Genomic DNA, 11830 nt, shown 5'->3' on the forward strand with positions numbered 1-11830 from the left:
GCCAATATCATGAACCTAACGCACCATACTTACATAATCATGCGTTATTTAAATTGTTATACCCAAACCACTTCAATACATGAACGAGATGAACGGTGAAACAATTAATCCAAAATACACTCGCGCCTTTTGCCTTTATTTTAATAATGTTTAGCCATTTAAGTTTTGCAGCAACACCTGAACAAGAAGTTGGGCACTTAATTAGCTTCATCGCAAAAAGTAATGCTGTTTTTATCCGAAATGGTGATAAACACACCAGCCAAGAAGCCGCAGACCATCTAGCCATGAAATACAAAAAAGCACAGCGGTACGCAAAAACAGCAGATGATTTTATCGAAAACTTAGCCAGTAAAAGCTCATGGAGCGGTAAGGTCTACACCGTTATCCTTACTGATGGCACGAAACTCACAGCGAACGACTGGTTGACTGTTGAATTGACGCAATTTAGAGAAACAGAAAAGCCGCAGTAAATGCGGCTTCGATTTCACTCTTAGGAGAGGTGAACAGGTATTCTGTATATTTGACAAGCTTGACTACCGCTAATAGCACTACTTTAAAGTCACACTATAAAATTAATATAGCCTAATATTTAGCTAACACAATGATTTAATAATAATCAAAAAAACTTAACATTCCCATAATGTAAACTAGAGATTACTCATGCTCGATTTAAACACCCAAACCACCTCAAGATATGAACGTCGTTGGGCGATTCACAGGCACTTACTCTCTGCGGGATTACTTTTTAAAAGAGATTACTTTTAAAAAAGGGATTGCCATTATTGTAAAGTAGCGCCTTGATATTAAGACCCTGTGAAACGCTGAAGCCTGTATATTGAGGTAGTTTGGTATAAACTCCCACACCTAAGAGAAAGGCCTCGTAAGAGGCCTTTTGTATTTATAGTGCTTTGATATTATCTCCGCTTTTCTTATCTATTAATTTGATAAATGGGTCTACTCCGGCATATTTAGGCAACTCAGTTACTTTTAATATAAGGGTGTTTTCACCCGTTTTAATCTCATGTTTTTGCATATAGATAACAGTATCTGTGTCATGTATCTCATTAGGATCTGCGCTAAATAAAGCAACATCTATCATTTGTATAAGCGGGACATCCACTTCATTACCTTCACCATCGGCATGTTTCTTCGCTGCAGAAATGGTCAATGTAATGGTGTGCTCCTCACCTGCTGATTCAGCCTCTTGTACATCAACATCACTGATTTTTAAATCATATAACGTAATGGCATTAAACTGATCTTCAATAAATGCTTGCTCTTGCTCACTCGTTCCTCGCTTTAGATAGGCAATAAAGTCTAACGTGGTTGGGTAACGTTCTTGCGCATATTGGTAATCTTGTAAAAATGCTCGCAAAGCGGCATTTACGCGCTGCTCACCTAACAAATCATGTATGGCCATCATTACCACGGCACCTTTGTTATAGTGGATATATTGCTGCCCTGCGGCGCGTGCAAGTGTACGTTCCTCATAAGGTTCTGTCGTGCGCCCGAATAAGTAGCGATCAAGTTCGTACTTTAAGAATTTACGCAGGTTGTTTTCACCATACTTTTCTTTCATCACCATGATCGCTGCATATTGCGATAGCATTTCAGATAAAATATTAGAGCCCTCAACGTTCGCGCCTATCACCTGATGCGCCCACCACTGGTGCGCCAATTCATGCGATGTTACATAGTAAGGAAAATTAATATTATCTGGATCACGCGTATCGGTAATAAACCCCATATTTTCAGAATACGGCACTGTATTAGCAAAACTCTGTGCAAAACTACGATAGCGAGGAAACTCAATAATACGCATTTGCTTATGCTGATAGGGGCCAAACTCTTTGGAAAAATAATCTAAAGAATCTTTGGTAGATTGAATCATCGTATCTACATTCCAAGCATGATCTTTATGATGGTACACCTCTATGTTTACGCCATTATGTAGCTCTTTTTTGACCTCAAGCTCCATCGATAGCAAATTATAGAAATGCAACATAGGTGCATCCATTTCATATACAAAAGTTGTGCGACCGTCTTTAGTACTTTGTGATTGCAAGTAACCTGGCACCATCGCAATTTGTGACTCATCGGTGGTAATTGTTGCTGCAAAACTTACATAATTATCCGCAAACAAAGGTTGGTTGTGATACTGCGTTTCTTCAATTTTATTGCCACGCTTTAATTCTGGTAAACCTCTTTGACGACGCTCATTTTTATCTTGTATTTGCTTACCAAAGGAATAACCAAAACTTGGGAACAAAGCCGTGTTATCAATGAATGTACCGTTATACACAAGTCGTTCATCACTGCCTCTATCTACAAACCCTTTAGTATAACGCTCTACGCTCATCACAATTTCACGGCTTTCGTTTGGTTGCATTGGCTGTGCAAAATCCAACCAAGCATGACGGTAAAGTTCGTTCAACTCGCCTAGTTGCCCGCCATCAACTTCAACACTCCAGTTATGAGTATGATCAGGCTTATTTACCAATAATCGCGTAATAGGTTGTTGCGATTTATTCTCTACCTGCATTACCACGGTTGCTGTAATACGGCGCTCTTGAGGATAGATATTTGCAGTAACAACAACATCAGTTGGAATAGGCACGGCTGCATCAACAAATTGACCAAACTCACGCTCATATTGCTCTTGCAAGTCTTCATACTGATCACTGGTTATAAATGGGTTAAGCACCTTTGTGTTGTAGTAAATATAGCTACCCGTACCAACAAAAATAAGTGTTCCACATACCATAACCACTTTACCCGAGTTGCCAAGCTGATAGCCTAATAACTTAACCCGCGCTTTTAAATCTTGCCCAGCCCCACGCGGCCAAAGTGCATAGCTAAGTGCGGCAATGATCATACTAAAACCTAACCAGTACAAATTGTACCAATGTACAGCAGTTAAAAAATGGCCATAACCATTGATATCTGAATAAGGCGCATCTGGCGTGCTACCAATAGCAAACATGTTATGCTCAAAACCATAGTTACTCATCACCAAAGTAGCGATAAAGTAAAGCACATACAAACCCATACCTACGTATTTATTAGGGCTAATTACCTGTAATAAAAAAGCAAAGCCACCTTGGAAAACAAGCACAAGTACAAATAAATAACCGAGCCTTATTACATACTGTGCAATATCAAAGTTCGCCATGCCCATGATCATTTGATAAAACAATGTCACCACAGAACCAAATGCGCATAACAATAATAAAACTGCACTCAACGCTACATATTTAGAGCCCCAGAACACCCAATTCGCAACGGGGTAAGCGTCAACAATTTCGGCCATTCGTGATTCACGATCATGCCATACAAGTTCACCACAATAATAAACGAGTACAATCATCATCAATATGCCAAAGCTACCTTGAATAAGCTCAACCATTCTAAAGGTGACAGGCCAAACATCCGTTCCGTATGCACCCATTGAACCTACTAACGCAGGAATTAATGTCGCTAAAGATAAAATAAGTAAAATACCAAACGAATAGCTTTTTATAACTTGTTTGACTTCAAAAACAGTTCGCGTTGAAAACTGTGACCATGCATTACTTCCCGTCGCCTTTGCCTTTATATTAAAACTAAGAGCGGCTGCAGAATTGGTATTATTATCTTTATTAGCTTTGCCTTTCACTTTTTGCTTTTGCACTAAGTGATGGGATGTATTGAGCGCTGCAGTTACTAATGCCACCAAGGCAATACCGACCCAAATTAACCTATTGTGTAATAGCTGATCAGTTAATGTAATTTCCATCACATTGCGCTGTGCTATTGTCCAATATTCCATTTGCATTCTCATTGCAGACATACCAAACATATCTAAATAAGCTGAGATTTCGCGATATTGAATATCAGAGAAGATATTCGATCCAACCAAATAACTAATAAGTAAGGCAACGGCGACTAGATACAGTGCCACCATGCTGCGAAAGCGCATTGCTACAGCATTGATTAATGAAGAGATAACAAATAAAGAAGGAACAGCAATATAAAAGAAAGGCACTAAATAATAGCTTAGTTTATTTTCACCAACCATTTCACTATCTAACCAGCCCATTAAGCTACCAAAACCGCTGCCAACCCACACACCCAACATAGTAGTTGAAAACACTAATAGCGTGACCAAATAAGCCCCGATAAATCGACCCGCTCTATACTGAGCGATATTTAATGGCTTACTCAAAACTAGTTCATTGAGTTTACTCACGTCATCACGAATAGCGGAGCTACCGACAAAGTTGACCACTAAAAAAATAGCAAACACCGACATAATCGCAATAACTTGCAAAATTGCGTAAGGAGAATTTATATTTACATTGCTGCTTCCACCTATTTGCACCGAGTCAGACACCGACGCCATAAAAGTAAGGAAAAACAAAATAAGTGACGTAATATAGAATGAGGGCTGACGCATAAAATAGCGCAGCTCAAATCGTACCATGTTAAACAACATAATCAGTATCCTTATGCTGCTTTATTGCGATGTTTATGCAATGTTGAAAAATAGACGTCTTCTAAATCAGCTGGTTTTGACTCAAAACCTTGCGGGGCGTCGTCAGCAAATACACTAAGTAATGTTTTTCCTGCAAACAAACGTTTCGCGATCACAGGTAACGACTGTTCGAGTTCGACAGCTTCAGCTTGGCTCATCGACTTGTGCCATATTTTGCCCTGTAGCGTATTAGTCAGCTCAATTGGATTACCTTCTAGTAAAATTTGTCCACTTGCTAACACAGCCATATTCGGGCAAAGCTCAGATACATCTTCAACTATGTGCGTTGATAAGATCACTACTTTACTTTCACCTAAACCAACCAATAAATTATGAAAACGATTGCGCTCTTCAGGATCAAGTCCTGCCGTTGGTTCATCAACAATCAATAAATCAGGATCGCCTAATAAAGCTTGTGCAATACCAAAACGCTGACGCATCCCCCCCGAAAAACCACTCACCGCATTTTTTCTGTGGTCATATAAATTAGTTTGCGCTAACAACCCTTCAACGGCCTCTTTACGTTCAGCTTTGTTGTTTAAGCCTTTTAAAATAGCCATATGATCAAGTAAGTCATAAGCACTAACACGCTGATAAACACCAAAGTCTTGTGGTAAATAACCTAAACGCTCACGCAAGTTTTTAGGCTGTGCTAAAACATCAACCCCATCAAACTCTATGCTGCCGCTGTCTGCTGATTGCAACGTTGCAATTGTACGCATAAGTGAAGATTTACCAGCCCCATTTGGACCCAGTAAACCAAACATCCCTTTAGGTATTGTTAAATTAACACCTTGCAAGGCATGTACACCATTGTCATAGGTTTTAGATAGTTCCGATATTTTAAGCATTTATATGTCCTTTACTTTTTAATTGTTGCCATGTTTATAACACTGAATAGAATTAGGGACAATTAACATTAAAGTTTCATTTGCAAACAAGTGTAAACACTGAAACACTCTTGAAACATTTTGCAAATAAACAACAATAAAGGATCATTATGAAAGATCATGCAAGCATCCCTCTAACCGACTTTACCGAATACCCACATGATCAAATGCTGGAGCGCGCCACAGAATTTTTAACCACCAGCCAGCGCCGCCATAGTATTCGCAGCTTTAGCGATCGCCCTGTGCCAAAAGAAATTATCGAAACCTGTATCAAGGCAGCAGGCACGGCGCCAAGTGGCGCAAACCACCAGCCTTGGCATTTTGTTGCTATTCACTCAAGTGATATAAAAAAACAAATTCGTGAAGCAGCTGAAAAACTAGAACGTTCATTCTATGAAGGCCGTGCTGGCGAGGAATGGCTAGATGCACTAAAACCATTAGGTACTGATGCTAGTAAACCCTACCTAGAGCATGCCCCTTGGCTTATTGCGGTATTTAGCCAAAAGAAAGGCGGCTTAAGTACTGATGATAAAAACACGAACTACTATGTACATGAATCTGTAGGACTGGCAACCGGCTTTTTAATTCAAGCACTACACAGAGCAGGCCTTGCAACGCTAACTCATACCCCTAAGCCAATGAGCTTTTTAACCGATATTTGTGGCCGAGATAAAGACAACGAACGCCCCTATATGCTGCTCATTGCTGGTTACCCAAGTGAAGATGCCACTGTGCCGAACCACGCACTTGTGAAAAAATCTCTCGATGAAATAGCCACATTTATTTAGCGTTATTATCGGTTACACAAAACCATTGATACAACAGCCCAATGATCGACTCAACTTTAGGGTCGATCAAATAATAATAAATAGTATGCCCATCACGACGTGTTGCTACTAAATTTGCTTTTCTTAAACTCGCTAAATGCTGAGACAATGCAGATTGTGCCAATGGTACACGTTCATTTAACTGCCCTACACTTAACTCACCTTGTAACAAGCTGCATAAAACCATTAGACGATTTTTGTTCGCCATTAATTTTAAAAACTGCTCGGCTTGTTCAGCATTGCTTGCTAGCTGCTCAATATTCATTTTAATAACCGATAATAAAATATGTTTTAAGTATAGACTTTTACATTAGTAAGTTCTAATATAATTTAACATTAGAAAACACTAATATTAAATACAGAGGTCATAATGAAAATAAGTGATGGGATCTTACTACTTGCAGGATCAATGGTGACAATTTCTGTGCTTTTGAGCTACTTTGTAGATAGTCGGTTTATGTTGTTAACACTATTGATAGGCGTAAACCTGATCCAAACAGCGTTTACTAAGTGGTGCCCACTTATAAATTTTTTTCGCAAACGAGGATTTACAGACTAATGCTTACTTCAATTCCAGATCTAATGAAAATAATCACTCCAAATCAACGCCGTATTGATGCAGAGCAAGCCAAGCTAGAACTGGCAGATAATCACGGCTTATTAATTGACGTACGTGAACCTGCTGAGCATGCGACAAAAGCAGCCATCGGTGCAATTAATATCCCCCGTGGTTTACTCGAAATGAAATTAATGGAAATTGAAAAAGACCCAGCACGGCCAATTTATTTACACTGTGCCAGCGGCGCGCGCGCAACCCTAGGTGCAGAAGCGCTAACACGAGTTGGCTACAAAAATGTTACTGTGATCACCTGTAACGCAGAGCAAGTTTGCCAAGTGTTTTAATTGTTATTTAAGTTGGGTTGGGTTGAGTACAACGAAACCCAACTTAAACAACTTTTGAGTTATAAATTTACATTAAGTCATGTTGACCTTTCAGGATAAAAATGGAGTAATCTCCTTAGGTAGCCCATTTGAACAAAGTAAATCTAAAATTTACGCATGCTATCAAAACTTATGGTTGCCATATTTAAGTGCAGATAATAGATAAGTCAGTTATTACTTCTTCTCATCCATCAGCGTCACTAGCATTTGTTCAATGTTCTTCACGCTGTAAGTCAGTGCACGCAGTAACTCCACTTGGTTTTGTGGCTCATCACTTTTAGCTTTCGTTGGCTGTGCCCCAGCTAGGTTATCTTTTTGGGCTAAAATTGCTTCGCGAAACTCGCTGGCATCAACCACTCCTAGTAATGAGACTAATGCACCTTGGCTTGACTGCCCTGCGGTTTCAAAACTTAACCTATATAAACCAAACAATCGCATCAGTGGACCTTGGCTTAATCCAACGTCGGTTATTTTTTCAAGCGGAATCGATTTTTCTTCTTTAAAAAATATCCCGCGTTTAACGACTAACTTGCGCTCAAGTAGTTCCGCTGACATTGCGGCTAAAATACTGCTACTAACTAGCCACACTATTAAGACAATGACGGGAATTAAAGGAATAGTAACAATTCCTAATGTGCTTACACATAAAGCGAACACTAACCAATAAGATTTAATTTTTGGATCGAACGATGCGCTTTTTAAAGTAAAATCAGACATAAAACACCTTATAATTAAATACTTAACTTATCAAAATACGAGCGACATTTACGGCTCATCATTTTCAATAAGTAATACATAACCGGAAACTTGACCAAAAAAATTTGTAATTGGCCCTACATTTACCACTTTCCAACCATCTAGGTTTAGTTTGTATATTCGCTGATTAAGGGCTTCTGTATCTATTCCACCAAAAAAACGGGTCTTTTTAAATTCAATTATTTTTTGCACAACCACTTTTTCACCTTTTATAACTGAAATTCAAAATCATAAAAATGTACGCCACTTTCAATACGAATCACCATTTTACCGCTAAGACCTGCTAGTTCATTACTACCAGAGTCGGGGACTACATTTAAAATTAATGAATCTTGGCCTTTATCCATCGTACCAAAGTGTTGTAATACAAAACTGCCCTGCTTGCCAACAAGCGACCCAACAACTTGTTCAATTGCCACATAACCAGCACTGCCTTGAGTCGTGGTCATTGCGCTAAGCATTTCACCTGTACTCGTTGCATCAAGATCGCCGGTAAATGTTTTATCAATCGACATACGCCCTAAATTTACGCCGTCAATCCCTTTGGCGTAGCCCTCAATTGGATTAAGTTTTACATTAAATTGACCCGTTACGTTATGAGTTACCATACTAGTCCCTTATTTGTTATTTTAATTGGTTATTGAAATTATGATTAAAGTAACCATATCTATACCCTATTCACATAAAAGAATCCAGCATGAGTAATAGCAAAACCGAGCAAAAAGACAAGGCTGCTTTTAGTAGTTTAATTCCGATTTTTCAGTTTATTAAACCTTATAAATGGGTAGTTTTTTCGGCGCTTATGGCGTTGCTCGTTACCGCGGGAGTTAATTTATCTCTTGGCCAAGGAGTTAAATTTGTAATCGACCACGGCTTTATTGCAGGCTCACAAGAGCAATTAAAGCAGGCTGTTTTAGTGCTAATAGGGCTGATCAGCCTATTAGCCATTGGCACCTTTAGCCGCTTTTATTTAATGTCGTGGATTGGGGAGCGCGTTAGTAACGACATTCGCAAAGCAGTGTTTAACCGCATAGTGACTTTGCACCCTAGCTACTTTGAAGAAAACCGCAGTGGCGAGCTAATGTCACGCTTAACAACCGACACAACCTTGCTGCAATCAATTATTGGTTCGTCATTTTCAATGGCACTACGAAGCGCCCTCATGCTGGTTGGTGGCCTAGCCATGCTGTTATTTACTAATTTAAAGCTCACTTTAGTCGTAGTTGCCTGTGTACCTTTGGTGTTAGTGCCAATGATGGTGTTTGGTAAAAAGGTGCGTAAATTAGCCAGCTCTAGCCAAGATGCGATTGCTGATATAAGCACGTACGCCGGTGAGATCATTCAAAATATTAAAGTGGTGCAAAGTTATAGCCACGAACAACGAGAACAACACGCGTTCGCCTTAGAAACCGAAAAAGCCTTTGCCGTTGCTAAAAGCCGTATTAAGCAGCGTTCATTTTTAATCGCCGCAGTGATATTTTTAACTTTCAGCGCTATTAGTGTAATGCTATGGGTTGGCGGCAGTGATGTACTTGCAGGTACGATGAGCGGTGGTGAGTTAGGCGCATTTGTGTTTTACGCCATTATGGTAGCGATGTCAGTGGCAACCGTTGCCGAGGTATACGGTGAACTACAACGCGCAGCAGGTGCTGCAGCACGCTTACTGGAGTTATTGGCCGTCAAAAGCGAAATTGTTAACCCTGACCAGCCCCTTGATGAAAAGCTACATCCTAAACCCGATATTGCGGCAATTGAACTCAACAACATTACGTTTAACTACCCATCTCGTCCTGATGTTAGCGCACTGAAGAATGTATCGCTAACTATTAAGCAAGGCCAAACTGTGGCGATAGTTGGCCCCTCGGGAGCCGGTAAAACAACTTTATTTGAACTACTACAACGCTTTTACGACCCAGCCACCGGCGCCATTGAATTCCACGGAATTGATATAAAAGATCTATCGCTCAATCGGCTGCGCAACAGTATGGGTATGGTCGCACAAAATCCCATTTTATTTAGCTCCGATGTTATGCACAATATTCGCTATGGCAACCCAGATGCGACTGACGAACAAGTCTACGCCGCAGCTAAACATGCCCACGCTGATGAGTTTATCGCGCAACTACCAAACGGTTATGAAAGCTTTTTAGGTGAGCAAGGTGTGCGTTTATCTGGTGGCCAAAAACAACGCATTGTATTAGCACGCGCTATATTAAAAGACCCCAAAATACTGTTACTTGATGAAGCTACCAGTGCCCTTGATGCACAAAGCGAACACCACGTTCAAGCTGCACTAGAACACTTAATGCAAAACCGCACTACGCTAATTATTGCCCATCGCTTGGCCACAGTAAAACATGCTGATGTAATCGTAGTGATGGAACATGGTGAAATTATAGCCACAGGTACTCACCAACAACTATTAACAAGTAATCCGCTGTATCAAAAGCTGTGTGAACTGCAATTTAATAGGGATTAAAGGTGGGATTTTTAAGCTGGAAAGTAAAAGTTGTAAGGTGAAGTAAGTAAAAAAGGACATGTATAAATTTTATGTGCCTGTCCCTAATTATTGCGATTGAATCAAAATATGAACTCCGCTATGGTTAAACCATCAAGAAAAATAAATTAAAAACGAGTTATTCTACAGGCTCGTTAGGTGCAAAATAAACTTATGCATTCGAGGCAACTATGGATAAATACAATCCTGAGCAACCAGTAAATTCTAAACATTGGTTAGCACTCGATGAAGCTATACGAATTGAACTGGTTCGTGATTTTCACTCAGAGTTAGGCCTTGAAATGGCTGATGAAGCTTTAAGCTTACATTCAACAATCCATGTCCTAGTTGAAAATCAATTAGCTATGGGGGTTGAATTCATACCTGAAACTATTGCTAAACTTACAAGGCAAGGTTTGAATCGACATGAAGCAATCCATGCTATTGGTGCGCTAATCTCAGAAGATATCTTTGATGTTCTAAATGGAAACGCAGAAGAATTTTCTCAAAAAAAATACAGAAGAAAACTTGAAAAAATCACAGCTAAAAGGTGGCTCAAAGGGCAGTATTAAAATTTGCACCTAATCGCGTAGCCACCGGTCTCTAACCTCCAGCCCCACACCACCCATCATGCGCTTTTTATTAACAGGAAGTGTAATGGGCGGTTCTTCTTCCGCAATGAATATTGATCCAAATAGCTTTCAGCTTTTAAGTTTCATCAGTAAATTAACTTTGTGTATTAGGTACTATTTGAATTTCGACGCGACGGTTTTGAGCTCGCCCGTTGGCGTTATCATTACCTGCTATAGGGCGCGTTTCTCCGTAGCCACGAGTACTGATACGTGCTGCTAAAATTTGTTGATTCACTAAATAGCCCTTAACGCTTTGCGCACGCTGCTGCGATAAGGTCATATTATAGCTGTCTTTCCCTGTGCTGTCGGTGTGGCCTTCAATGCTTAAATATGTTTTTTCATATTTATTCATTACTTTAGCGATAGCGTCCAAAGTGTTGTGAAAGCCAGATGAAATATAAGATTGATCAGTGGCAAAGGTGATATTAGATGGCATAACTAAACGTAGATTATCACCTTCGCGAATAACCTCTACGCCAGAGCCTGCGAGCTCATCGCGAAAGGCCGCTTCTTGTTTATCCATATAATCACCAATCGCAGCACCCGCTAAAGCACCAATGGCAGCACCAATAAAAATACGTTTATCATCATGATCACCGGTGGCTTTGCCCAATACAGCTCCTGTTGCAGCACCAATTGCAGCGCCAGTTCCTGTTTTGGTGGTTTCACACCCTGTAAGTAATAGCGCTAACGCCGTGGCTGTTACTAATGGTTTGATTATAGTCATGATGTATCCTGCCTATTAATTATTTCAATAACAGCAAGTATGCAAA

The 11830-nt window shown here is 39.9% G+C and carries 13 protein-coding genes; 6 read left to right on the forward strand and 7 right to left on the reverse strand.

Annotated elements, in window-relative coordinates; translation table 11 throughout:
* Nucleotides 1-95 precede the first annotated feature (95 nt).
* The gene (locus tag ACJJVX_RS20315) at nt 96-470 is read left to right on the forward strand and encodes a DUF5329 domain-containing protein (protein WP_054455608.1); all 375 of its coding nucleotides are present in this window, start codon (nt 96-98) and stop codon (nt 468-470) included.
* Between the two features lie 428 nt (nt 471-898).
* On the opposite strand, the gene ACJJVX_RS20320 is transcribed toward ACJJVX_RS20315, so the two are convergent.
* Nucleotides 899-4474 carry an ABC transporter permease/M1 family aminopeptidase gene (locus ACJJVX_RS20320; protein WP_405633251.1) on the reverse strand — a complete coding sequence of 1192 codons (3576 nt, stop codon included), beginning with the start codon at nt 4472-4474 and terminating at the stop codon, nt 899-901.
* Nucleotides 4475-4485: 11 nt separating this feature from the next.
* Nucleotides 4486-5364 carry an ABC transporter ATP-binding protein gene (locus ACJJVX_RS20325; RefSeq protein WP_054206399.1) on the reverse strand — a complete coding sequence of 293 codons (879 nt, stop codon included), beginning with the start codon at nt 5362-5364 and terminating at the stop codon, nt 4486-4488.
* A 149-nt stretch (nt 5365-5513) separates the two neighbouring features.
* Here ACJJVX_RS20325 and ACJJVX_RS20330 point away from each other — a divergent pair, with 149 nt between their 5' ends.
* Nucleotides 5514-6191 carry a nitroreductase family protein gene (locus ACJJVX_RS20330; protein ID WP_054206398.1) on the forward strand — a complete coding sequence of 226 codons (678 nt, stop codon included), beginning with the start codon at nt 5514-5516 and terminating at the stop codon, nt 6189-6191.
* Here the strand turns inward: ACJJVX_RS20330 and ACJJVX_RS20335 are convergent.
* A complete protein-coding gene (locus tag ACJJVX_RS20335) occupies nt 6184-6495 on the reverse strand; it encodes a helix-turn-helix transcriptional regulator (protein WP_054206397.1) in 312 nt (103 codons plus the stop codon). The genes ACJJVX_RS20330 and ACJJVX_RS20335 overlap by 8 nt on opposite strands.
* Nucleotides 6496-6600: 105 nt before the next feature.
* On the opposite strand from ACJJVX_RS20335, the gene ACJJVX_RS20340 reads away from it, so the two are divergent.
* Both ACJJVX_RS20340 and ACJJVX_RS20345 read left to right on the forward strand, forming a co-directional pair.
* Nucleotides 6601-6789 carry a DUF2892 domain-containing protein gene (locus ACJJVX_RS20340; protein ID WP_082355714.1) on the forward strand — a complete coding sequence of 63 codons (189 nt, stop codon included), beginning with the start codon at nt 6601-6603 and terminating at the stop codon, nt 6787-6789.
* Nucleotides 6789-7133, forward strand: a complete 345-nt coding sequence (locus ACJJVX_RS20345) for a rhodanese-like domain-containing protein (protein WP_054206396.1) — start codon at nt 6789-6791, stop codon at nt 7131-7133. The genes ACJJVX_RS20340 and ACJJVX_RS20345 overlap by 1 nt, the downstream gene beginning before the upstream one ends.
* A 213-nt stretch (nt 7134-7346) precedes the next feature.
* On the opposite strand, the gene ACJJVX_RS20350 is transcribed toward ACJJVX_RS20345, so the two are convergent.
* From ACJJVX_RS20350 to ACJJVX_RS20360, 3 genes are read right to left on the reverse strand one after another with little or no spacing between them, the layout of a single operon-like run.
* Nucleotides 7347-7889 carry a PH domain-containing protein gene (locus ACJJVX_RS20350; protein WP_054206395.1) on the reverse strand — a complete coding sequence of 181 codons (543 nt, stop codon included), beginning with the start codon at nt 7887-7889 and terminating at the stop codon, nt 7347-7349.
* 48 nt (nt 7890-7937) lie between these two features.
* Nucleotides 7938-8120, reverse strand: a complete 183-nt coding sequence (locus tag ACJJVX_RS20355; protein WP_054206429.1) for a hypothetical protein — start codon at nt 8118-8120, stop codon at nt 7938-7940.
* Nucleotides 8121-8137: 17 nt separating this feature from the next.
* Nucleotides 8138-8536 (reverse strand): DUF3224 domain-containing protein, encoded by a 399-nt coding sequence (locus tag ACJJVX_RS20360; RefSeq protein ID WP_169328115.1) that lies wholly within the window; start codon nt 8534-8536, stop codon nt 8138-8140.
* Between the two features lie 89 nt (nt 8537-8625).
* On the opposite strand from ACJJVX_RS20360, the gene ACJJVX_RS20365 reads away from it, so the two are divergent.
* Entirely contained in the window at nt 8626-10407 is a 1782-nt protein-coding gene (locus ACJJVX_RS20365; RefSeq protein WP_170174297.1) for an ABC transporter transmembrane domain-containing protein, read from the forward strand.
* 209 nt (nt 10408-10616) lie between these two features.
* Nucleotides 10617-10997: a hypothetical protein gene (locus ACJJVX_RS20370; RefSeq protein ID WP_405633257.1), complete on the forward strand. Its 381-nt coding sequence runs from the start codon at nt 10617-10619 to the stop codon at nt 10995-10997.
* A 154-nt stretch (nt 10998-11151) separates the two neighbouring features.
* On the opposite strand, the gene ACJJVX_RS20375 is transcribed toward ACJJVX_RS20370, so the two are convergent.
* Nucleotides 11152-11784 carry an OmpA family protein gene (locus ACJJVX_RS20375; RefSeq protein ID WP_054206391.1) on the reverse strand — a complete coding sequence of 211 codons (633 nt, stop codon included), beginning with the start codon at nt 11782-11784 and terminating at the stop codon, nt 11152-11154.
* Nucleotides 11785-11830 lie beyond the last annotated feature (46 nt).

This window comes from Pseudoalteromonas sp. Ld20, from assembly GCF_045064175.1.
GTDB classification, from domain to species: Bacteria; Pseudomonadota; Gammaproteobacteria; order Enterobacterales; family Alteromonadaceae; genus Pseudoalteromonas; species Pseudoalteromonas neustonica.

Excerpts from the sequence above, each read along its gene's own strand:
- ACJJVX_RS20375 (WP_054206391.1), bottom strand. The coding sequence starts at position 11,784 with ATGACTATAATCAAACCATTAGTAACAGCCACGGCGTTAGCGCTATTA.
- ACJJVX_RS20325 (WP_054206399.1), bottom strand. The coding sequence starts at position 5,364 with ATGCTTAAAATATCGGAACTATCTAAAACCTATGACAATGGTGTACAT.
- ACJJVX_RS20345 (WP_054206396.1), top strand. The coding sequence starts at position 6,789 with ATGCTTACTTCAATTCCAGATCTAATGAAAATAATCACTCCAAATCAA.
- ACJJVX_RS20335 (WP_054206397.1), bottom strand. The coding sequence starts at position 6,495 with ATGAATATTGAGCAGCTAGCAAGCAATGCTGAACAAGCCGAGCAGTTT.
- ACJJVX_RS20340 (WP_082355714.1), top strand. The coding sequence starts at position 6,601 with ATGAAAATAAGTGATGGGATCTTACTACTTGCAGGATCAATGGTGACA.
- ACJJVX_RS20330 (WP_054206398.1), top strand. The coding sequence starts at position 5,514 with ATGAAAGATCATGCAAGCATCCCTCTAACCGACTTTACCGAATACCCA.
- ACJJVX_RS20320 (WP_405633251.1), bottom strand. The coding sequence starts at position 4,474 with ATGTTGTTTAACATGGTACGATTTGAGCTGCGCTATTTTATGCGTCAG.
- ACJJVX_RS20365 (WP_170174297.1), top strand. The coding sequence starts at position 8,626 with ATGAGTAATAGCAAAACCGAGCAAAAAGACAAGGCTGCTTTTAGTAGT.
- ACJJVX_RS20370 (WP_405633257.1), top strand. The coding sequence starts at position 10,617 with ATGGATAAATACAATCCTGAGCAACCAGTAAATTCTAAACATTGGTTA.
- ACJJVX_RS20360 (WP_169328115.1), bottom strand. The coding sequence starts at position 8,536 with ATGGTAACTCATAACGTAACGGGTCAATTTAATGTAAAACTTAATCCA.
- ACJJVX_RS20350 (WP_054206395.1), bottom strand. The coding sequence starts at position 7,889 with ATGTCTGATTTTACTTTAAAAAGCGCATCGTTCGATCCAAAAATTAAA.